This is a genomic window from Bradyrhizobium sp. CCBAU 53338 (assembly GCF_015291665.1).
Taxonomy (GTDB): domain Bacteria; phylum Pseudomonadota; class Alphaproteobacteria; order Rhizobiales; family Xanthobacteraceae; genus Bradyrhizobium.
In genome coordinates, this window is sequence record NZ_CP030048.1 from 4,320,253 (window position 1) to 4,342,042 (window position 21,790).

Below are 21,790 nucleotides of genomic sequence, written 5' to 3' on the forward strand. Positions count from 1 at the left end.
GCGCCGTCGGATCAGGGTCAGTCCGTCGTGACGGCGGTTTCCATGTCGGTCGGATCGATCTGCTGGCTCAGGCGTGCATTGAGCTTGTCGCGATCGAGCTCACCCTCCCACCAGGCGACGATCACGCAGGCGACGCCGTTGCCGCAGAGATTGGTCAGCGCGCGGCACTCGCTCATGAACTTGTCGATGCCGAGCACGATCGCCATGCCCGGCACGAGGCGCGGATCGACCACGGCGAGCGTCGCCGCCAGCGTGATGAAGCCCGCGCCTGTGATGCCGGAGGCGCCCTTCGAGGTCAGCATCGCCACGACAAGGATCGTGAGCTGCTGGCCGAAGCTGAGATCGAAACCGAGCGCCTGGGCGATGAACAGCGTCGCCAGCGTCATGTAGATGTTGGTGCCGTCCAGGTTGAACGAATAGCCCGTGGGCACCACGAGACCGACCACCGACTTGGAGCAGCCGAGACGCTCGAGCTTCTCCATCATGGACGGCAGCGCGCTCTCGGAGGACGAGGTGCCGAGCACGATCAGCAATTCGTCCTTGATGTAGGCCAGGAACTTGAAGATCGAGAACCCGGCGAGCCGCGCGATGATGCCGAGCACGACGAACACGAACAGCGCGGCAGTGAGGTAGAACGTCGCGATCAGGCCCATCAGGTTGAGGATCGCACCCGTCCCGAACTTGCCGATGGTGAAGGCCATCGCGCCGAAGGCGCCGACCGGTGCCGCACGCATCACGATCGAGATCACGCCGAACACCGCGTGCGCCGCATCGTCGATGAAGCTGCGGATCACGTGGCCGCGCTCGCCGAGCCCCATGATGGCGAAGCCGAACAGCACCGAGAACAGCAGCACCTGCAGGATCTCGCCCTGCGCGAAGGCGCCGACCACGGTGTCGGGAATGATGTGCAGGATGAAGTCGACGGATTTCTGCGCCTCCGCCTGCTTGGCGAAACCGGCGACGGCCTGCGCATTGGCGGCGGCATTGCCGAAGCCCGCGCCTGGCTTGATCACGTTGCCGATGATCAGGCCGATCACCAGCGCGAAGGTGGAGACGACCTCGAAATAGACCAGCGCCTTGATGCCGATACGTCCGACCTTCTTGGCGTCCTGGATGTGGGCGATGCCGGAGACCACGGTGCAGAAGATGATCGGGGCGATGACCATCTTGATCAGCTTGATGAAGCCGTCGCCGAGCGCCTTGATCCAGTCGTTGGTGGCGACGTGCGGCCACAGCCAGCCGACGATCGCGCCGAGCAGGATCGCGATCAGCACCTGTACGTAGAGAATTTTATACCACGGCTTGGCCGTAGCAGGTGCGGCCGGCGCGCCGGCCATCGTTGTCGTTGTCATTGTTTCGTTCCCCCTGAAAAATCAGAGCCAGCCAAGATCAACTTGGCCGGCCCTGTCAATTGGAACATTCCGTACGGTGGAATCTAGCCGCGTCTGTCGACGATCCGACGCGCAGCCGGCATTAGCGCCGCCCCGAGCGCATTCTTGATGACGGAGGCGAGGATGAACGGCGTAACGCCGACGGCCCAAGCCTTGGTCGCGCCGAGGCCGATGCCATAGGCCAGCCAACCGAAACCGCCGATGAAAATAACGACGTGGCCGACCGCCATCGCCGCAAACAACAGCATGACGTTGCGATCCCAGCCGCGTTCGGCGAGCCAGCCGGTGACGAAAGCGGCGGCCACGAAGCCGTAGAGATAACCCGCGGTCGGGCCGACCAGCGGTGCAATTCCACCGACCGGGCCCGCGAACACCGGCAGCCCCACCGCACCTTCGGCGAGGTAGGCAATCATGGTTGCGCTGCCAAGACGCCAGCCATAGCCGGCGCCGATCACCAGCACGACGAGCGTCTGCAACGTCATCGGCACATAAGGCAGCGGCAGGTTCACCTTGGCGGACAATGTCATCAGCGCGGTGCCGATCGCGATCAGCACGAAAGCGCGAACTGCGCTGACGGCTTCGCCGGGTCGGGTCGGCCACATCACTGCGGCGAGAGGAGAATGCGAGGTGGCGGCGGGCTGGACGATTCGGTCAGACAAGATGCACTCCGGAAGTGTCGCTAAAACTGGCGGCTATTTAAGCCAGTGAGCGATCCGGTCAACCGCCTCGCGCATCTCCGCGGCCGATCGTGCATAAGAGAATCTGATGAACGAGCGACCGTGAATCGGATCGAAGTCGACCCCCGGTGTTGCCGCAACGTGAGCCTTTTCCAGCATCTGCTTGGCGAAGTCGAAACTGTCGGACGTGAAATCCGAGACGTCGGCATAGAGATAGAACGCACCATCCGCCGGCAGGAACTTGCTGAGGCCCGCCTTGGGCAATCCCTCGATCAGGATGCGCCGGTTTTCCTGGTAGCCGTGCTTGATCTCCTCCATCTCGGCCGTGCCGTCGAACGCAGCCTCGGCGGCGATCTGCGACAGCGACGGCACCGAGATCGAGAGATTCTGCTGGAGCCGCTCGATCGGACGCACCAGCACGTCAGGCACGACCATCCAGCCGACGCGCCAGCCCGTCATGCAAAAATACTTCGAGAACGAGTTGATCACGAGCGCATGGTCGGACAGCGCCGCCGCCGTCACCGCGGGAAACGCGTAGTCGAGCCCGTGATAGATCTCGTCGGAGATGAAGCGAATGCCGGCATCCTCGGACGCCGCGATCAGGCCTGCGAGGGCCTCGCGGGACATCATCGTTCCCGTCGGATTGGCGGGGCTGCCGACCAGGACACCCTTCAGCGGCGCCTTGCGATGGGCCGCCAGCAGCGCCTCGCCGGTCAGCGCGTGTCGCGTGTCGTTGGTGGTCTCGATCAGCACCGGCTCGCAGCCGAGCGCGGTGAGGATGTGACGATACGGCGGATAGCCCGGCACGGTGACCGCCACGCGATCGCCGGGTTCGAACATCGACAGGAACGCGAGGATGAAGCCGCCGGAAGAACCTGTGGTCACCACGATCCTGTCGGGACTGACGGCGCAGCCGTGGGCATCGCGATAATGCCGCGCGATGCGCTCGCGCAAGGAGGGGATGCCGAGCGCCGACGTATAGTCGATCCGCCCCTGATGAAGCGCGGCCTGCGCCGCCGTGATCGCAGTCTTCGGAGCTCCCGCCGCGGGCTGGCCGACTTCCATGTGAATGACGTGACCGCCGGCCGCCTCGATTCGGGCCGCCGCGGCCATCACGTCCATGACCATGAACGGGGGAACATCACTGCGGCGGGACGGCTCGAGCCACTGCCCCACCCGGTTCCTCAATGTCGCATCGTGCATCGATTTCTGCTATTCGCTGGCGGACCGGTCCGTTCGGTCCGGAAAACAGGGCGCTTGCGCCCCAGACTAGCCGCAATATACGGCTCATAAGGGCATATCGCGTATCCGGTCCGCCGCCAATCGCCAAAACCAAGCACAAATCTGCATTCAACGCCCGTTTGACCCTGACCGTTTGATGTTGCTCCAGATCGCATTGCGCAAGAAGGCCTCGACGCTGACCGCCGTTGTCACGGCAGCGGCCATGGCGCTGTCACCGTTCGCCTCGGCGCGGGCGCAGGAGGGCAAAGGACCGCCGGTCCTGCGCGACACCGAAACCGAGCAGCTTCTGCGCGAATATACGCGCCCGATCCTGCGCGTTGCGGGCCTGGAGAAGCAGAATATCCGGATGGTGATCATCAACGACAGCACGTTCAATGCGTTCGTTGCCGATGGCCGCCGCATCTTCGTCAATTACGGCGCGATCCTCCAGTCGGAGACGCCGAACCAGCTGATCGGCGTGCTCGCGCACGAGACCGGGCATCTGGCCGGCGGCCATCTGGCCAAGCTGCGCGAGCAACTCGCGGGTGCCCAGACCCAGATGATCATCGCCATGCTGCTTGGCGCAGGTGCGCTGGCGGCAGGCGCCAGCCGCGGCGGCAATAACGGCCTCGCCAATGCCGGCGCCGCCGCGATCGCCGGACCGCAGGAGATGATCCGCCGTTCGCTGTTGTCCTATCAACGCCAGCAGGAAGAGAACGCCGACCGGGCCGGCGTGAAATTCCTGACCGCGACCCAGCAGTCGCCGAAGGGCATGTACGAGACCTTCAAGCGCTTCACCAGCGAGAGCCTGTTCGCGGCGCGCGGCGCCGATCCTTATCTCCAGTCGCACCCGATGCCCGCCGAGCGCGTCGCGGCGCTCCAGGAGTTTGCCAGCACCAGTCCGTATTGGGACAAGATGGACGATCCCGCGCTCCAGCTCCGGCACGACATGGTGCGCGCCAAGATCTCGGCCTTCATGGAGCGGCCCGAGACGGTGTACCGCCGCTACCCCCAGACCAACGACAGCTTGCCGGCGCGCTATGCCCGCGCCATCAGCACCTATCTGCACGGCGATTTGCGCAGTGCGCTGAGCCAGATCGACGCGCTGATCGCGGTGCAGCCGAACAACCCGTACTTCTACGAGGTCCGCGGCCAGGCCCTGCTGGAAAGCGGCAAGCCGGCCGACGCGATCGCCCCCCTGCGCAAGGCTGTCGCACTCTCGAACAATGCCCCCCTCATCGAGATGTTACTTGGGCAGGCTCTGGTTGGAACCGATAATAAGGCCTACACGGACGACGCCATCAAGATTCTCCGTGCCGCGGTGGCGCGCGAGCCCGAGGCGCCGATCGGCTTCACCCAGCTCGCGATGGCCTATGGCCGGAAGGGAGATTATGCCGAGGCGGATCTCGCCTCCGCCCAGGCCGCGTATTTGCGCGGCGACAACAAGACCGCTCGCGAGCTCGCCACGCGTGCGAAAACCCGTTTCGCCGTCGGCACGCCCGGATGGGTCAGGGCCGACGACATCGTTGCGTCGAAACCGCCGCGCAACTAGACCGAAGCCTGAACTGCCGCTTTGACGTCACGACACCACGATTGAGTCCGCCGGGACTTTGTTTGAAACCTGCTCTGGATAGAGGATTTGCCAATGCCTTCGCTGCGCCTGTTTGCTCCCGCGCTGTTTGCGCTCGCCATCTTCGGCGCAACGGGACCGGCTTCGGCCGACAGCTTCTCGGATGCCCAGCGCACCGATATCGAGGCGATCATCAAGAACTACCTCGTCAGCCATCCTGAAGTGCTCGAGGAGGCCATGACCGAGCTCAGCAAGCGCCAGGCCGACGCCGAGACCAAGAAGCACGAGGCCAGCGTCGCGCAGAACTCGGACGCGATCTTTAACTCGCCGCGCCAGGTCGTGCTCGGCAACAAGGACGGTGACGTCACCTTCGTCGAGTTCTTCGATTACAATTGCGGCTACTGCAAGCGCGCGATGAGCGACATGCTGGACCTGATGAAGTCCGATCCCAAGCTGAAGATCGTGCTGAAGGAGTTCCCGGTGCTGAGCCAGGGCTCGGTCGAGGCGGCGCAGGTCGCCGTCGCGGTGCGCATGCAGGATCCCACCGGCAAGAAGTATCTCGACTTCCACCAGAAGCTGCTCGGCGGTCGTGGCGCCGCAGACAAGGCACGCGCGATGCAGGCGGCGAAGGAAGCGGGCCTCGACACCGCCAGAATCGAGAAGGACATGGCCAACCCCGAAGTGCGCGCCACCATCGAGGAGAACTTCAAGCTCGCCGAAGCGATGGGCATGAACGGCACGCCGAGCTACGTGATCGGCAAGCAGATCGTGGTCGGCGCCATCGGCCTCGAGGGCCTCAAGGAAAAGATCGGCCTCGCCCGCTGCGGCAAGGCGACCTGCTGACAAGGCCACTTGCTGGTCAGACATTCTACACCTCACGCACGCAACGAGGCCGGCTGAAAAGCCGGCCTTTTTCGTTGGCCGAAGCTCTGCACAAATCTCGACGCGAAGAGTCTGGCGTGAATCCGGCGCGGACGTTCATCCCGCGTTTAGGAAACAAATGCCGGGGAACAGCAGATGTTCCGGAACAACTGGCACCTCCTCCCGTTGGTGGCGCGGGCAATGACGCAAAGAAACACGTGAGGAGAATACGATGTTGAACCGCTTTATGATCTCGGTTGCCGCACTTGCACTCGTCGCAGGCACCGGTCTGGCGAACGCACAGGGCACGATGAAGAACGAGAGCGGCGCCGGCGCTCAGCCGATGCAGCACTCGCAGTCTTCGGGCGGCGCCGCCGAGCGCGGCGGCTCGATGGGCAAGGAATCGACCCATGAGAAGGGCACGGTCGGCCAGGCTGGCGGCTCCAGCACGATGAAGTCCGGCGCCTCCGCCGAGGAGAAGTCCTCCGGTGCTGCCAAGGAGGAACACTCCGGCCGTGAGATGAACAAGAACGCGGCCGAGGAGAAGTCCGGCGCCACCAAGAGCCAGCGCATGGACCAACGCGCGCAGGGTCAGCAGGACAAGTCCAAGAGCATGAGCCAGGACACCAGCAAGTCCGGCGCCAAGGACCAGAAGGACATGAAGGCTGAGGGCAGCAAGAGCGGCGCCTCGACCAACAATGCCGAGAACCAGAAGGGCACCGAGACCCGCACCAACCAGAGCGCCCAGGGCAAGAGCAGCACCAGCACGACGGTTGGCCAGGCTGGCGCCGGCGCCAAGCTCTCGACCGAGCAGCGCACCCAGATCACCTCGGTGATCCACGAGGAGCACGTGCGGCCTGTGACCAACGTGAACTTCTCGATCTCGGTCGGCACCCGCATTCCGCGCGAGGGCATCGAGCTGCACGCCCTGCCGTCGCGGGTCGTGACGATCTATCCGGAGTGGCGGACCTACAAGTTCGTCCTCGTGAAGGAGGAGATCGTGATCATCAATCCGGACACCTACGAGATCGTGGCTGTCCTGAACGCCTAGAGGCCTGAAGACGGCAACCTCCGGGGGCGGGCAGCGATGCCCGCCCCTTTGCGTTCGGCCGGCAGCCATGCTTTGGACTGGTTAACAAGCAATTTCCGTAGTTTCCGCACAGGTTTTTGCACACTGGATGAGGTGCCTGAACCGCCCCCCGAGGCCCTTCAAGGCTTCCCCTCACGCGCTTTGTTACCTATAACCCCCGCCACGCCGAAACACCTTTTCCGGGACAGGAATGGCCGAGCCAGCAACCGACACGATCCTCGTTCTCAACGGGCCGAACCTCAACATGTTGGGGACGCGCGAGCCCGAGAAGTATGGCCATGCGACGCTGGCCGACGTCGAGGCGCTGTGCCGGGAGACGGCGGCGGCCTTCGGCCTCAAGGCCGACTGCCGGCAGTCCAACCGCGAGGGCGAACTGATCGACTTCATCCACGAGGCGCACGCCCGCAAGATGAAGGGCATCATCATCAACGCCGGCGGCTATTCGCACACCTCGATCGCGCTGCACGACGCGCTGCTCGCGGTGCAGATCCCGACCGTCGAAGTGCACGTGACCAACATCCACGCCCGCGAGAGTTTCCGTCACCATTCCTACACCGCGCGCGCGGCCTTCGCCTCGCTCTGCGGCTTCGGCATCGAGGGCTACCGCCTCGCCATCCAGGGCCTTGCCGCCAAGCTCGGCATCAAGCCCAAAGCCTGACGCTCCCTCTTCACCCAGAACATTCGGATCAATGAACATGGCGCGCCAGCCAGACGACAAAGCAGCCGCAAAGTTTTCCAGCGACGATTCCGCGCTCGTCCGCGAGCTTGCTCTGCTGCTCGATGAGACCAGCCTCACCGAGATCGAGATCGAGCGCGCCGGCCTGCGGCTGCGCGTCGCGCGCAACATCAGCGTCGCCGCGACCATGCCGATGCCGGTCGCAACCGCGGCTCCTGCGCTCGTCGCGGCGCCTGCAGCAGCCGCTCCTGCGGCCGCCGGTCCCGATTTGTCGAAGCATCCGGGCGCCGTGACCTCGCCGATGGTCGGCACCGCCTATTGGGCGCCGGAGCCCGGCGCCAAGCCGTTCGTCGAGGTCGGCTCGAAGGTCTCGGTCGGCCAGACCCTGCTGATCATCGAAGCGATGAAGACCATGAACCAGATCCCCTCGCCGCGATCGGGCACGGTGACGCAGATCCTGATCGAAGACGGCCAGCCGGTCGAATTCGGCGAGCCGCTGGTCATCATTGAATAAGCGAACGACGAATTTCGCCCGCTGAGGCACCATGTTCGACAAGATTCTCATAGCCAATCGCGGCGAGATCGCCCTTCGCATCCTGCGGGCCTGCAAGGAGCTCGGCATCGCAACCGTCGCCGTGCACTCCACCGCCGACGCCGATGCCATGCATGTGCGCCTGTCGGACGAAAGCGTGTGCATCGGGCCGCCGCCGTCGAAGGACAGCTATCTCAACATTCCCGCGCTGCTCGCAGCCTGCGAGATCACCGGCGCCGATGCCGTGCATCCCGGCTACGGCTTCCTGTCGGAGAACGCGCGCTTTGCCGAGATCCTCGGCGAGCACAATCTGCAATTCATCGGCCCCAAGGCCGAGCACATCCGTCTGATGGGCGACAAGATCGAGGCCAAGAAGACCGCGAAGAAACTCGGCATCCCGGTGGTGCCCGGCTCCGACGGTGCGGTCGGCCCGAACGACGACGCGATGGCGATCGCGAAGAAGATCGGCTTCCCCGTGCTGGTGAAGGCGGCGGCAGGCGGCGGTGGCCGCGGCATGAAGGTCGCGCAGAGCGAGGCCGATCTCCAGATCGCGCTGTCGACGGCGGCCAATGAGGCGAAATCCGCCTTCGGCGACGCCTCCGTCTACCTCGAGAAATATCTCCAGAAGCCGCGCCACATCGAGATCCAGATCCTCGGCGACGGCCGCGGCGGCGCGATCCATCTCGGCGAACGCGACTGCTCGCTGCAGCGCCGCCACCAGAAGGTCTGGGAGGAAGGCCCCTCGCCCGTGCTGGCTGCGGCGGCCCGCGCCAAGATCGGCGAGACCTGCGCCAAAGCGATGCGCGAGATGAAATATCTCGGCGTCGGTACCATCGAATTCCTCTACGAGGACGGCGAGTTCTACTTCATCGAGATGAACACGCGCATCCAGGTGGAGCATCCGGTCACCGAGAGCATCACCGACATCGACCTCGTGCTGGAGCAGATCCGCATCGCCGCCGGCGGCGAACTGCCGGCCAGGCAGAGCGAGGTCCAGATCATCGGCCACGCCATCGAGTGCCGCATCAACGCGGAGAACCCGCAGACCTTCCGTCCCTCGCCCGGCCGGATCTCGCAGTACCACCCGCCCGGCGGGCTCGGCGTGCGCATCGATTCGGCGGTCTATCAGGGCTACCAGATCCCGCCTTATTACGATTCCCTCGTCGGCAAGCTGATCGTCCACGGCAAGACCCGCGCCGAGTGCCTGATGCGCTTGCGCCGCGCGCTGGACGAGATGGTGGTCGACGGCATCGAGACCACGCTGCCGCTGTTCCGAGACCTCGTCCGCCAGGACGACATCATCAACGGCGACTACCATATCCACTGGCTGGAACAGTACCTCGCCGGTAAGACGGAACCGGCGGCGAAATAATTCGCCGAAATTGTGGAACCCCTTGGCCCCAATCGCGTTCTGGACGGTTGGGGACAGTTCCAAGGGGCTATTTTGCACTCCACTTCGCGTAACAAGGCAAGCCCATCGTGACGGTCGACGCCCAGCGCCGCCGCACGGTGATGCAAATCCTGCTGCTCTCGGCGGGATTCCTCGTGCTGGTCGCGATCAGCCTGGCCTCGACGCTGCTGATCAACAAATCCCGCGAGGACAATGCCTGGGTCGTGCACTCGGTCGAGGCCGAGAACCAGATCTCGACCGTGTTGCTCGAGGTGCGCCGGGCGGAAAGCGCCGTCCGGGCCTATCTGCTGTCCGGCGGCGCGCAATATCTCACGGAATATCGGGCGGCCGCTGCCAACGTGCTTCCCGCCATCGATCACCTCGCCCAAGTCACGCGCGACAATCCGGCCCAGGTCGCAAACATTGCCAAGCTGCGCCAGGCTGCGGAACAACGATTGTCGGAATTTGCCCGCGGCGCCGAGCAGGTCGAGAACAACGATGTCTCGAACGCCGTGACAGCCCTGCGCAACGGCACCTCGACCGGCGCGGTCGAGACCATCGCCCAGGTCGGCCGTGACATGCGGGCGGAAGAAGACCGCCTGTTCAGGGAGCGAACCGAGACCGCCGACCGGACCCAGAGGCTTTCATCGTCGGTCACCATTGCCGGCTCCGGCATGGTCCTGGCGCTCGCCTTCGGCTCGGTGCTGCTGGTGCGGCAATCCTCGCGCGCCCGCGACCGCGCCGAGACCCGCCTGCGCGACGCCAATCTCAACCTCGAGGCCACCGTCGACGAACGCACGGCAGATCTGCGCGAAGCCAACGACGAGATCCAGCGCTTTGCCTATATCGTCAGCCACGACCTGCGCTCGCCGCTGGTCAACATCATGGGCTTCACCAGCGAGCTCGAAGAATTGGGCAAGGACATCTTTCGGCGGATCGGAGGACTCACGGGCGTGCCGGCAGGCACCGCTGCGCTCGATGTCGCGGAGATTCCGCTCGAGGGCCCCGACAAGCAGCTGTCGGCGGATTTTTCCGAAGCGCTCGGCTTCATCAAATCCTCGATCGCCCGGATGGACCGGTTGATCTCGGCGATCCTCAACCTCACCCGCGAGGGCCGGCGCGAGTTCCACCCCGAGAAAATCGACACCCGCGAGTTCGTCGAAACCATCGTATCGACGCTGGCGCATCAATCGGCCGAAGCGCAGGCCGAGATCCACATCGAGCCGCTGCCCGGTATCGTCAGTGACCGCCTCGCGCTGGAGCAGATCTTCTCCAATCTGATCGATAACGCGATCAAGTATCTGAAGAACGGCGTGCCCGGCGAGATCAGAATTCGCGGGCGCACCAAGCTCGGCTACGCTATCTTCGAGATCAGCGACAACGGCCGCGGTATCGACGCCAGGGATCATCAGCGGATTTTCGACCTGTTCCGCCGTGCTGGAACCCAGGACAAGCCCGGCCAGGGCATCGGTCTTGCCCATGTACGTGCACTTGTGCGCCGCCTCGGCGGCACGATGTCGGTATCGTCGGAACTGAACGCAGGCAGCACCTTCACGATCACGCTGCCCATCACCTGGAACGCCACCAACCGGAACGCCGACAAATGACCCAGCCTGTCAGCATCATCATGATCGAGGACGACGAAGGGCACGCCAGGCTGATCGAGCGCAACATCCGCCGCTCGGGCGTGAACAACGAAATCATCTCGTTCGCCAACGGGACCGATGCGATGAAGCATTTGTTCGGGCCTGACGGCAGCGGGCTCGTGCAGAAGGGCAACGCGCTCCTGATCCTGCTTGATCTCAACCTGCCCGACATGACCGGGATCGATATCCTCAGGCAGATCAAGGAAAACAAGTATCTCAAGGCCTCGCCCGTGGTGGTGCTGACCACGACCGACGACAGCCAGGAGATCAAGCGCTGCTACGAACTCGGCTGCAACGTCTACATCACGAAACCCGTCAATTACGAGAACTTCGCCAATGCCATCCGGCAGCTCGGCCTGTTCTTCTCGGTCATCCAGGTCCCGCCCGCCGCCTCATGACCCAACAGCGCACGCCAACATTGCTCTACATCGATGACGACGGCGCACTGGCGCGCCTGGTCGACCGCGGCCTGACGCGGCGCGGCTACAAGGTCATCCATGCCGCCAGCGGCGAGGAAGGCCTCGAGCGCATCCGTAAGGCAGGGACCGAGGGCGGCATCGATGTCGTGGCGCTCGACCAGTACATGCCGGGCCTCGACGGGCTCGACACGCTCGAGCAGATCATGGCGATCCCCGACGCCCCGCCGGTGGTGTTCGTCACGGCCTCGCAGGATTCCAGCATCGCCGTCACCGCGCTCAAGGCCGGTGCGGCCGATTATCTCGTCAAGGACGTCAAGGGCGACTTCATCCCGCTGCTGCACGTCGCAGCCGAAGGCGCGCTCCGCCAGGCCGAGTTGCAGCGGGCGCGCGAGGAAGCCGAGGCCGAGATCCATGCCTCGCGCGACCGCTACGCCGCGCTTGCGGCCGAGCGCGAGCTGCTGCTGCGCGAGGTCAACCACCGCGTCGGCAATTCGCTGCAGATCATCGCTTCGCTGTTGCATCTTCAGGCGAGCTCCGCCGCGCAGGACGAGGTCAAGGCCGCGCTCACCAACGCGATGGGCCGCGTCGCCGCCGTCGCCCAGGTGCACCGTCGCCTCTACACCTCGCAGGACCTCAAGAGCGTGGTGCTGAACCAGTATCTGGATTCCCTGCTCGAGGATCTCCGCCGCTCCGCCGAAGGCAACCGGATGTCGCGCCTGACGGTGAAGGCCGAGCCGATCGAGATCGACCCGGACCGCGCCGTCGCCGTCGGCATCATCGTCAACGAGCTGGTGATGAACGCGGTGAAATACGCCTATCCCGATGGCGCCGGTCCCATTCACGTCGAGCTGACCTCGCAGGGCGAGGATCTCTTGCTGTCGATCACCGATGACGGCGTCGGCGACAACGTCAAGGCCGATCCGCGCTCCACCGGCATGGGCCAGCGCATCGTCGCCGCCATGGCCTCCAAGCTCGATGCCACCGTCGAGCGCGATCCCAACCATTCCGGAACCCGCATCATGCTGCGGTTCCGCCGCACCCCCGCCGTAGCAGGCAAGGCGAACAGCGCCGCAGCAGGCTGATCACCGAGGATAGCCCCCATCGCACCGGCGCCGCGATCCTGCTATTGTTGCGCGCATGACTTCGCGCGACTCCGCCTCGTCTGAAATCACGCCGGCCGTGCTCCTGCGCGCCTATGCGTGCGGCATCTTTCCGATGGCCGAAAGCGCGGACGACCCGACCCTGTTCTGGGTCGAGCCGGAAATGCGCGGCGTGATTCCGCTCGACGGCTTTCGCGTCGCCTCGCGCCTTGCACGCACCGTGCGCTCGGATGTGTTTCGCGTCACCGTCAACACCGCGTTCAAGGCGACCATCGCGGGCTGCGCCGCGCCGCAGGCCGGGCGCGAGGACACCTGGATCAACAAGCGCATCCGCGATCTCTACGGCGGCCTCTTCGAGCTCGGCCATTGCCACAGCGTCGAGGCCTGGCAGGGCGACGACCTCGTCGGCGGCCTCTATGGCGTGAGCCTGGGGCGGGCCTTCTTCGGCGAGAGCATGTTTCACACTGCACGCGATGCCTCCAAGGTCGCGCTGGTGCATCTGGTCGCGCGTCTCATCCATGGCGGCTTCGAGCTGCTCGACACGCAATACGTCACCGAGCATCTGAAGAGTTTCGGCGCGGCCGAGATCTCGCGGCGGCGCTATACCGCGCTGCTGGACAAAGCGCTCGCCGGCGAGCCCGGCGATTTCCTGCGGCTGTCGCGCGGCGACGCCGTCCCAGGGGCGCGCGCGCTCGAGATCATCGCCTCGCGACAATAAATCGGATTTGCCGGCTGCCGAATTCGGGAGATTTAGCCTGCGCCCAAAGCCCGGGGATCTGGCCTAGCGCCCAAAACCCGGAATACCGAACAGGCCCGGCCGCTGCTCCGGCGGCGGAGGTGGCGGGGGCGCCGGCTGCGGCGGCAGAGGCTGCGGCGGACGCTGCTGCACAGCCTGCTTGGGCGCAGCCCTCTTCTGCGCTGGAGGCGGCGGGGGCGCAGCCGGCTTGGTCGCGGGATCGGGTGCCGCGGTCGCAATGGTCTGCTGCGGCTCTTTGCAGTCGGTCAGCCAGATATCGTAGATCGGATGCTCGACGCCGTGCAGGCCGGGGCTCGCGGCGAACATCCAGCCGGAAAAGATCCGCTTCACCTCACCCTGCAAGGTGATCTCGTCGACCTCGACGAAGGCGTCGGTGTTGGCGGCTTCGGTGGCGGGCCGCGTGTAGCACGCATCGGTCTTCACGCGCAGCGCGCCGAACTGCACGGTCTCGCCGATTTCCTCGTCGAAATTGATGATGCGCCCGGTGATCTTGTCGAGGCCCGAGAAGGTCGCCTTCTTGTTCACGATCTTCTGGGCCGGCGGCTCGGTCACGACCTCGTCGCCCGGCTGGAGGCTGGCCGGGGCCTGCGGCACGGCACCCTGTTGCGTCCCGCCCTTTTGCTGGGGCTGGCGCTGGCCGGGAACAGCTCCCGGCGGTGCAATCGCGACGGGCGCCTGGTTCTGCGGCGCGACGGTGGTACCCGGCGGGGGGGCCAGCGGCTGGCTCTCGACCGGTCCCGGCATCGCATTGCCTTGCCGGCCCGGCGGCGGCATCGGGCGCGACGGCAGCACGCGACCCTGCGGCGGCAGCTCGGGCACCTCTTCGTCGTCGTCGGGGGTCGGCTGCGGCATCGGCTGACCGCCACGGGGGATGCTGCCCGGCGGCCGGAGCGGCGGCGGATCGGAGAAGATCGTGCCGATCTGCGCCTGCGCAGGCGTTGCAACCGTCAGCGCGGTGGCAGCCAGCAGCGCCGCAAGGCCCGTCAGGGTAAAGGTTTTCAACATCTCGCGCGGCTTCAACAGCGAATCGGGCTTGTTGGACATTCTACAGGGGATACGGCCGCTCGCAGGCCATCCGGTTAACACGCCGAATACGGCGGGGAAAGGGCGGCATCCCTGCCCTGCCCACTGCCGGCGTGACAGACCGGCACCCTGATGGGATAGTTGGGGGCCTCTCCCCGGGGCCGACGCGGGCATCGCCCCCGAAAATGACGTCCAACGATAACCAGAACCTCTGGGGTACCTGCCCATGCCCGTCGTGCTCGATCCCGATGCCGCTGCCGTCTACAAGGCGTTCCAGGAGGCCGGCCGCCCTGCCTATGAGACACTGACCGCGGCCGAGGCGCGCGCCTATTACCTGCAGGCGCGCTTTGCCACCAACCCCGAACCGCCCGAACTGGCCCGCGTCGCCTCGCTGTCGATCCCGGCGCCGCACGGAGCGATCCCCGCGCGCATCTACGTGCCGAAGCAGCCGCGCCGCGAGGACGGGCTGGCGCCCGCGCTGGTGTTCTTTCATGGCGGCGGCTGGGTGATCGGCGATCTCGACAGCCACGACGTGGTCTGCCGGCAGCTCGCGATCGAGGGCGCGCTGATCGTGATCGCCATCGACTACCGCCTCGCGCCCGAGCACAAATTTCCCGCCGCGACCGATGACGCGATCGCCGCGACGAAATGGATCGCCGCACATGCGCGCGAACTCGGCGTCGATGCCGCAAGGCTCTCGGTCGGCGGCGACAGCGCAGGCGGCAATCTCGCCGCCGTGGTCGCGCTCGCCGCGCGTGACGGTGATAGCCCCGAGATTGCGGGCCAGGTGCTGATCTATCCGGCCGTCGATTTCGCCATGACGCATGGCTCGCACAGCGAGCCCGAGACCAGCGTGCTGCTGACGCACGGTGTGATCCGCTGGTTCCGCGACCACTATCTCAACGGCGCGGCCGACACCCACGATTGGCGCGCCTCGCCCGCGCGCGCCGAAAACCTTGCCGGCCTGCCGCCGGCGTACGTGCTGACCGCCGGCGCCGATCCCTTGCGCGACGAAGGCAGCGAATATGCCGCGCGCCTGAAGCAGGCCGGTGTGCCGGTCACTTACAAGCACTTCCCCGGCCAGTTCCACGGCTTCTTCACCATGGGCAAATTGCTGCAACAGGCCAACGTCGCGGTGAGCGAGATCGGCGCCTGGCTCAAGGCCGTGGGCTGACAACGCCCTCAACCCGATGTCGTCCGCAATTCGCACCGTCTTCTCCCTTCCGCTGCGCGGCCTGGCCTGGCTCGGCAGCCAGGGCACGCGCGCGGTCGCGGCGGTCGTGTTCATCGCGGCGGCCGTGCCGCCGCTCGGCGCGCTGCTGCGGCCCTACGTCACCGAGGCGATCCTCGTTCTGCTCTGCATCTCCTTCATGCGGGTCGATCTCGTGGCGCTGTACGGCCATCTGCGCCGGCCGGCACTGGCGGCATCAGCCACGGCCTGGACCACGATCGGCGTGCCCGTCATCGTTGGACTCGTCACGCATGCGACCGGGCTCACCGATCGCGCCCCCGGCCTGTCGCTCGCGCTGATGCTCCAGAGCATGGCCTCGCCGATGATGGCCTCTCCGGCGCTCGCAGCGCTCATGGGGCTCGACGCGACGCTGGTGCTGGTCACGCTGGTGACCGCGACCGCGATCGTGCCGTTCACCGCCTCGGTGTTCGCAAGCCTGTTCCTCGGCGGCATGCTCAGCATCTCGCCGCTTATGCTCGGCCTGAAACTGCTCGGCATCCTCGCAGCATCGCTGCTGGCCGCGACATTCATACGCTGGCTGTTCGGCGCGGACGCCATCCAGCGCCACAAGCAGCCGATCGACGGCTTCAACATCATCATCCTGCTGATCTTCGCATCCGCGATCATGGGCGACGTCGTGAGCGATCTGGTGGCGCGGCCGGTCTTCACCATCAGCCTCGCAGCCCTGTCCTTCGCGCTCTATTTCACGCTGCTCGCCGTCACGACCTTTCTGTTCCGCCGCATCGGCTACGAGCGCGCGCTGGCACTCGGGCTGATGGTGTCACAGCGCAATCTCGGCCTGATGCTGGCGGCGACAGCCGGTGCGCTGCCGGCCACGACCTGGCTCTATTTCGCCATGACGCAGTTTCCGATTCATCTTTCACCCTACATGCTGATGCCGATCGCGCGGCGGCTGACGGCGCGGGCGGATATCTCAGGCACTGCGGCTTCGACCGACGCATCGGCTTGAGTGCCACGAGACTCGGGAGCGCCGGCACGAGACGCGGATCGCTGCTGCTTGCGCTGGATCAATTCGCCTTTTCATCAGCCTGTTAATCAGCTCAGACTTTATGATTTAATGGAGGTATTAAAATGCTTTTTCGCATTGCATTCCTTCTTGGCGCAGCCGTCTTGGGCTTCATGCCGCTGTCGGCGCAGGCCGCCTCGGAGTGTCCGGTTGTCGGCACGATGTCGAGCTGGGGCGTCAACTCGACCGGTTACTTCAACGTCTCCTCCGGCGGTACGTGTCTATTTCCCGTGAAGCTGGACGGAGTGATTGCAGGCTCGACCGTTTCTCAAAAGCCCGCGCACGGGACTCTCAAGAAGGTGAATGCGTCGACCTACACGTACACTGCCAAGGCGGGTTACAAGGGCAACGACGCCTTTGCCGTGAGCTTCACTGGAAAAGGTCCATCCGGTTCTGGAACATCGGTGATTACGCTCAACGCGACAATTCAGTGAGCCGAAGCCCCTGCGGCATCCGCCGATGCAGATGATGTGGGGAGCGCGCTGCTCCCTGCATCCCGCCCGAACGCCGGCTCCACCTGTCGCTAGACAAAATTGCACGGCGATTGACGGCGCACAGTGACGACGCGCCGACCGCAGGACGCACGAGCTAGGGCGATCTCACATCGGCACGCCCGCAGGTTTCGACGCCCTGAAGATATACCGATTGGTGCTGAAGAAATATTGTCCCGCCCCGGCCAGGCGCTCGAACTCGCTATGCCACGCGTTCAGGTCATCGACCGAAACGTCGTTCGTACGGCCGACGAAATCCCGGATTCCCCGGGCCAGTCCCTTGCTGTAGCTGTCGTCGTCGTACTGCAAATTCAGGATCGGAAAGATGGATGCCCCATCCAGATGAAAACCTGAATTGATCAGCCTGGAGGCCATCGATCTGGGAAGACGCGGATGCGCACAATGCGCTTCCCACGATGTCATCACCGAGGCCATGCGCGCCCGGTCGTCAGAATGCCACACCACTGCGTCCCAATCCGTTGCGACAAAAACCGTTCGGCCGCCCGGCTTCAGAACGCGGAACGCCTCCCTGAGAACGCGGTCGACATCAGGGACGTACTCGGCGACCTGCGTGCACACGACCGCGTCGAACGATGCGTCAGGCTGGCCCAATTCCGTCGCGTCCCCGATGGCATAGGAAATCCATTCCGAGGCCTTCTGCCGGTTGCAGACGGCGATCAGGTCGGTCGACACATCGATACCGACGACAGCGCCGTCCGGCCCGACGAGCTGCGCCATGCTTTCACAGAGATAACCCGGGCCGCATCCGATATCGAGAACACGTTCGACCGCCGATAGGCCAAGCTGCCGGATCGTCTCCGCCCGCTGGGCCTTTACGTCACTCGTCAGATAAATTCTTTGAAGCCGCTTCGCGTTCTCGTCGCTGTATTCCATCCCGCTCATCGTCGCCTCCTCGTTCGAGTGGCACGTAAGAATCCCTACCCTGCCCTTGCCGCCCTCCGCAGCGCCTGCGGCGGCTGGCCGAAGGCGCGGATGAAGGCGCGGCGCATTCTTTCAGGATCGCCGAAGCCGGTCGCCTCCGCGACGAGCTCGATGGCCTCGCGCGAGGACTGCACGCGCTCGCGCGCGACCTCGATCCGCAGGCGCTCGATCGCTTTCGACGGCGTGGTGCCGGTCTCCGCGGCAAAGGCGCGGGCGAAATGCCGCGCGCTCATGCCGGCGCGATCGGCGAGGTTTTCCACCGTCAGCGGCGCATCGAGATTTTCGCGCGCCCAGGACAGCAGCGCGCCGAAGCGGCCGTTCGGTGTCTTCAATTCCAGCAGCGACGAGAACTGCGACTGGCCGCCGCTGCGGCGATGATAGAGCACGAGCTGGCGGGCGGTCGCCTGCGCGATCTCCTCGCCATGGTCCTCGGTGACCATCGCGAGCGCGAGATCGATGCCGGCGCTGATGCCCGCCGAGGTCCAGACATGGCCGTCGCGGGTGAAGATCTGGTCCGGCTCGAACTTGACCTTGGGATAGCGCGCGACGAAATCGCGCGTACGGCCCCAATGCGTGGTGGCGCGGCGGCCGTCGAGCAGGCCGGCCTCCGCGAGCACGTAGGCGCCCGAGCAGACGCTGGCGATCCGCACGCCGCGCCGGGCCAGCCGCTGCACGAAGGCGAGCGTGGCCGGACACCGCGCCGCGGCCTCGACGCCCGAACCGCCCGCCACGACCAGCGTCGTCACCGTGTTCGCCGATCTGAAATCGCGAGCCATCATCTCGACGCCGGAGGACGAGCGCACCGCGCCGGCGTTCAGCGCCAGCACCCGCAGCGCAAGCGGCTTGCCGCCGGCACGCGCCGCGATCTCGAATACCGAGATCGGGCCCGCCGCATCGAGCAACTGGAAATCCGGGAAGATCAGGATGCCGATCATGGTCATGTCCGAAAGTGAGGGAATTACGCCATTTTGGACAGGATGGCACCATGCCATCTTGCGCCCGTCAAGCATTTCATCGGAGGCTTTCATGTCGGCACCGCTGCAGATCGGACTTTTGGTGTTTCCGCGCGTCACCCAGCTCGACTTCACCGGTCCCCTCCAGGTGTTTGCCAACGTCCCCGGTGCGAAGCTGCATCTGGTCTGGAAGCGCATTGAGCCGGTTCCGAGCGATTCCGTGCTCACGCTGACGCCGACCACGACGTTTGCCGACTGCCCGCAGCTCGACGTGATCTGCGTGCCCGGCGGCGGCGGCACCGACGACCTGCTCGACGACGAGGAGGTGCTCGACTTCCTGCGCCGGCAGGCCGAGGGCGCAAAATACGTGACATCGGTTTGCACGGGATCGCTGGCGCTCGGCGCCGCGGGGTTGCTGAAGGGCTATCGCGCCGCCACCCATTGGAGTGCGATGGAGATGCTCAACCAGTTCGGCGCGACGCCGACCAAGACGCGCGTCTGCGTCGACCGCAACCGCGTCACCGGCGGCGGCGTCACCGCGGGGATCGATTTCGCGCTGACGCTGGTCTCGATCCTGCGCGACCGCACGACGGCGGAAGCGATCCAGCTTCAGCTCGAATACAATCCGGCGCCGCCATTCAATTCAGGCTCGCCAGAGACTGCGCCTGCGGAGGTGCTCGCCTTGCTGAAGGAGCGTGGCGCGCCAAGGCAGGCCCGCCGCCTCGAAGCCGTCGCGCGAGCGTCGGCACGGATGAAGTAGTTTCAGCTCTCGTGTCCCCCCAACAGAAAAAGGCCGCTCGGTTTCCCAAGCGGCCCTTCCTGTCTCACGGCGGCGCACATTCTCATCGGGCGATTTCGGAACTCCAGACCGGGGGCCTATCTCCCGATCGAGTCCTTCCTCGGCGGCCGCTGCATCTCGGGACAGTCGCGAACTGTTGCCCGAACCGAACGCGATGGTCTCGCATCTCCGTAAGATGGGTTCATTGAGCCGCATCGCTCGTGCGGACGCAATGGGCACGCGGAAGGCGTCCCCGCTGATCCCGTTGTCCACAGCAAGATCGTCAGGATGCGTCTGCATCCAATCCGATGATGGAAGAGCGGTGGCCCTAGAGCATGTTGTTTTTGACTGGAATCGGGATTCCCACAGGGAGCGATTTCTGATTCAACCTCCATGCTGGAGGGCGGAGGCCAGCATGGATGACGCGACCCTATTCTGAAGACATTCGGGAACGGGCTTTGGCGCGAGCTGACGCGGGGGAAACGGTTCGTTCGATTGCAGAGGCGCTACAGATCAGCCCCTCCTGCGTGACGAAGTGGAAGAATCTGAGGCGGGATACCGGAGGCCTGTCACCTGGCCAAATCGGCGGCCACAAGAAACGGGTTCTGTCGGATGCCAACGCCGACTGGCTGCGCAAACGCATTCGCTCGGGGCCATTCACCCTGCGCAAGCTGACGCAGGAACTGGCTGCACGCGGGATCAAGACAGACGTGCGGGCGGTGTGGACTTTTGTTCACACCGAAGGGCTCAGCTTCAAAAAAAACGCTTCTACCAGCCGAGCAGGATCGCCCCGACGTCGCCCGTAAGCGGACCCGCTGGAAAGCACATCAAGGCAGGATCGACGTCGCGCGGTTGGTGTTTATCGACGAGACGTGGATCAAAACCAATATGGCACCATTGCGCGGCTGGGGGCCGTGCGGGCAGCGCCTCCAAGCATCTGCACCTTTCGGCCATTGGAAGACAATGACCTTCATCGCGGCGCTGCGTCACAATCGGATCAGCGCGCCTTGGGTGATCGATGGTCCCATCAATGGCGAGCTCTTCACGCTGTACGTCGAGAAGGTGTTGGCACCCACCCTCGCACCGGGCGAGATCGTCATCCTCGACAATCTTGGCAGCCACAAGGGCAAAGCGGCCCGCCAAGCCATCCGCGCCAGAGGCGCTCACCGCATCTTCTTGCCGCCATACAGCCCTGACCTCAACCCGATCGAGCAGGTCTTCGCCAAACTCAAACACCTCATGCGAGCTGCCGAAACTCGTGACGTCGAGGCAACCTGGCGAAAGGTCGGTGAACTCCTCGATCTCTTCTCAGAGCAGGAGTGCACCAACTACTTCAAAAACTCAGGTTACGTTTCCGTATAAAAACATCATGCTCTAGCCAGGCGTCCAGGGCTGGTAGTCGCCGGTCGCCTTCGGCCGTTTGCCGCTGGCGAGCGTCGAGCCGGAGGGCCGGTAGGCCTTCGCCGTGCCGGTGAGATTCGGCTGGTGCGGCTTTTCCCACTCGCGCGGCTGGTAGTTGATCTCGGTCGGCGGGGTATCGACGACGTGATGGATCCAGCCGTGCCAGGCCGGCGGAATGCGGCTCGCTTCGGCATAGCCGTTGTAGATCACCCAGCGCCGCTCGAAGCCGAGCGTGGGGTCGATCTTGCCGCCTGCGGTGCGGTAGTAGCGATTGCCCTGCTCGTCCTGGCCGACCAATTCGCCGAACCTGGAGGTCCAGAGTTGCGTGCCAAAGGTCTGGCCATTCCACCAGGTGAAGAGCTTCAAGAAGAATTGTTTCATGCGGCAAGGGCCCTGCTTCGTGGGGTCCTGATGCCATCCGGGCGGCCAAATGTCCAGTTCAGCGGGCCGCCCAACGCGCTGACGCGGGCAGCCAAAGCGACGGCAATAGGAGGCTGCCGCAAATCGGACGCGATCCGTTCATGCCGGGTACAGCGGCCGCGTGAAAATCTGGTTCTCATGCGCAAACCGGTGTGATCCCTGGAACCGTAGCCCTTTCAAGGGATTTGCTTCCG

At 64.9% G+C, this 21,790-nt stretch carries 22 protein-coding genes; 15 read left to right on the plus strand and 7 right to left on the minus strand.

Annotated elements, in window-relative coordinates:
• Positions 1-17 precede the first annotated feature (17 nt).
• The 3 genes from XH90_RS20310 to XH90_RS20320 all read right to left on the minus strand — a co-directional run bounded on the left by XH90_RS20310 (position 18) and on the right by XH90_RS20320 (position 3,271).
• A complete protein-coding gene (locus tag XH90_RS20310) occupies positions 18-1,352 on the minus strand; it encodes a dicarboxylate/amino acid:cation symporter (protein WP_194476128.1) in 1,335 nt (444 codons plus the stop codon).
• 83 nt (positions 1,353-1,435) lie between these two features.
• Positions 1,436-1,993 carry a biotin transporter BioY gene (locus XH90_RS20315; protein WP_194482745.1) on the minus strand — a complete coding sequence of 186 codons (558 nt, stop codon included), beginning with the start codon at positions 1,991-1,993 and terminating at the stop codon, positions 1,436-1,438.
• A 90-nt stretch (positions 1,994-2,083) separates the two neighbouring features.
• On the minus strand, positions 2,084-3,271 hold the full coding sequence (locus tag XH90_RS20320; protein ID WP_194476129.1) for a pyridoxal phosphate-dependent aminotransferase: 1,188 nt from the start codon (positions 3,269-3,271) through the stop codon (positions 2,084-2,086).
• A gap of 175 nt (positions 3,272-3,446) precedes the next feature.
• Between XH90_RS20320 and XH90_RS20325 the strand changes: the two genes are divergently transcribed.
• The 10 genes from XH90_RS20325 (at position 3,447) to aat (ending at position 13,291) form a co-directional block, all read left to right on the plus strand.
• Positions 3,447-4,841 (plus strand): M48 family metalloprotease, encoded by a 1,395-nt coding sequence (locus XH90_RS20325; protein ID WP_194476130.1) that lies wholly within the window; start codon positions 3,447-3,449, stop codon positions 4,839-4,841.
• A gap of 93 nt (positions 4,842-4,934) precedes the next feature.
• A complete protein-coding gene (locus tag XH90_RS20330; RefSeq protein ID WP_194476131.1) occupies positions 4,935-5,702 on the plus strand; it encodes a DsbA family protein in 768 nt (255 codons plus the stop codon).
• A 250-nt stretch (positions 5,703-5,952) separates the two neighbouring features.
• The gene (locus XH90_RS20335) at positions 5,953-6,771 is read left to right on the plus strand and encodes a DUF1236 domain-containing protein (RefSeq protein ID WP_194476132.1); all 819 of its coding nucleotides are present in this window, start codon (positions 5,953-5,955) and stop codon (positions 6,769-6,771) included.
• 229 nt (positions 6,772-7,000) lie between these two features.
• On the plus strand, positions 7,001-7,468 hold the full coding sequence (gene aroQ, locus XH90_RS20340) for a type II 3-dehydroquinate dehydratase (RefSeq protein WP_129273091.1): 468 nt from the start codon (positions 7,001-7,003) through the stop codon (positions 7,466-7,468).
• A 37-nt stretch (positions 7,469-7,505) separates the two neighbouring features.
• Positions 7,506-8,000, plus strand: coding sequence for an acetyl-CoA carboxylase biotin carboxyl carrier protein (gene accB, locus XH90_RS20345; protein ID WP_194476133.1), 495 nt, complete (start codon positions 7,506-7,508; stop codon positions 7,998-8,000).
• A gap of 31 nt (positions 8,001-8,031) precedes the next feature.
• A complete protein-coding gene (gene accC / locus XH90_RS20350) occupies positions 8,032-9,390 on the plus strand; it encodes an acetyl-CoA carboxylase biotin carboxylase subunit (protein ID WP_194476134.1) in 1,359 nt (452 codons plus the stop codon).
• Positions 9,391-9,497: 107 nt separating this feature from the next.
• Positions 9,498-11,015 carry a CHASE3 domain-containing protein gene (locus tag XH90_RS20355; protein ID WP_194476135.1) on the plus strand — a complete coding sequence of 506 codons (1,518 nt, stop codon included), beginning with the start codon at positions 9,498-9,500 and terminating at the stop codon, positions 11,013-11,015.
• The gene (locus XH90_RS20360; protein ID WP_194476136.1) at positions 11,012-11,452 is read left to right on the plus strand and encodes a response regulator; all 441 of its coding nucleotides are present in this window, start codon (positions 11,012-11,014) and stop codon (positions 11,450-11,452) included. Before XH90_RS20355 ends, XH90_RS20360 begins: the two co-directional genes overlap by 4 nt.
• Positions 11,449-12,555, plus strand: coding sequence for a sensor histidine kinase (locus XH90_RS20365; protein ID WP_194476137.1), 1,107 nt, complete (start codon positions 11,449-11,451; stop codon positions 12,553-12,555). The genes XH90_RS20360 and XH90_RS20365 overlap by 4 nt, the downstream gene beginning before the upstream one ends.
• A gap of 55 nt (positions 12,556-12,610) precedes the next feature.
• On the plus strand, positions 12,611-13,291 hold the full coding sequence (gene aat, locus XH90_RS20370; protein WP_194476138.1) for a leucyl/phenylalanyl-tRNA--protein transferase: 681 nt from the start codon (positions 12,611-12,613) through the stop codon (positions 13,289-13,291).
• 63 nt (positions 13,292-13,354) lie between these two features.
• Here the strand turns inward: aat and XH90_RS20375 are convergent, their stop codons facing one another.
• The gene (locus XH90_RS20375; RefSeq protein WP_194476139.1) at positions 13,355-14,374 is read right to left on the minus strand and encodes a DUF2155 domain-containing protein; all 1,020 of its coding nucleotides are present in this window, start codon (positions 14,372-14,374) and stop codon (positions 13,355-13,357) included.
• Positions 14,375-14,579: 205 nt separating this feature from the next.
• On the opposite strand from XH90_RS20375, the gene XH90_RS20380 reads away from it, so the two are divergent.
• The 3 genes from XH90_RS20380 to XH90_RS20390 all read left to right on the plus strand — a co-directional run bounded on the left by XH90_RS20380 (position 14,580) and on the right by XH90_RS20390 (position 17,045).
• Positions 14,580-15,527, plus strand: a complete 948-nt coding sequence (locus XH90_RS20380; protein ID WP_194476140.1) for an alpha/beta hydrolase — start codon at positions 14,580-14,582, stop codon at positions 15,525-15,527.
• Between the two features lie 16 nt (positions 15,528-15,543).
• Positions 15,544-16,554, plus strand: coding sequence for a Na+-dependent transporter (locus XH90_RS20385; protein WP_194476141.1), 1,011 nt, complete (start codon positions 15,544-15,546; stop codon positions 16,552-16,554).
• A 122-nt stretch (positions 16,555-16,676) separates the two neighbouring features.
• On the plus strand, positions 16,677-17,045 hold the full coding sequence (locus XH90_RS20390) for an Ig-like domain-containing protein (RefSeq protein WP_246755535.1): 369 nt from the start codon (positions 16,677-16,679) through the stop codon (positions 17,043-17,045).
• A gap of 165 nt (positions 17,046-17,210) precedes the next feature.
• Here XH90_RS20390 and XH90_RS20395 read toward each other — a convergent pair whose 3' ends face one another.
• Positions 17,211-18,005, minus strand: a complete 795-nt coding sequence (locus XH90_RS20395) for a methyltransferase domain-containing protein (RefSeq protein ID WP_194476142.1) — start codon at positions 18,003-18,005, stop codon at positions 17,211-17,213.
• A 35-nt stretch (positions 18,006-18,040) separates the two neighbouring features.
• A complete protein-coding gene (locus XH90_RS20400; RefSeq protein WP_194476143.1) occupies positions 18,041-18,979 on the minus strand; it encodes a GlxA family transcriptional regulator in 939 nt (312 codons plus the stop codon).
• Positions 18,980-19,070: 91 nt separating this feature from the next.
• Between XH90_RS20400 and XH90_RS20405 the strand changes: the two genes are divergently transcribed.
• Positions 19,071-19,757, plus strand: a complete 687-nt coding sequence (locus tag XH90_RS20405; RefSeq protein WP_194476144.1) for a DJ-1/PfpI family protein — start codon at positions 19,071-19,073, stop codon at positions 19,755-19,757.
• Positions 19,758-20,194: 437 nt separating this feature from the next.
• A protein-coding gene (locus tag XH90_RS20410; protein ID WP_194476145.1) for an IS630 family transposase occupies positions 20,195-21,137 on the plus strand; the annotation gives its coding sequence in 2 pieces (ribosomal slippage) (positions 20,195-20,530 and positions 20,532-21,137; 942 coding nt in all).
• Between the two features lie 12 nt (positions 21,138-21,149).
• Here XH90_RS20410 and XH90_RS20415 read toward each other — a convergent pair.
• Entirely contained in the window at positions 21,150-21,557 is a 408-nt protein-coding gene (locus XH90_RS20415; RefSeq protein WP_194476146.1) for an NADH:ubiquinone oxidoreductase subunit NDUFA12, read from the minus strand.
• Between the last annotated feature and the right edge of the window lie 233 nt (positions 21,558-21,790).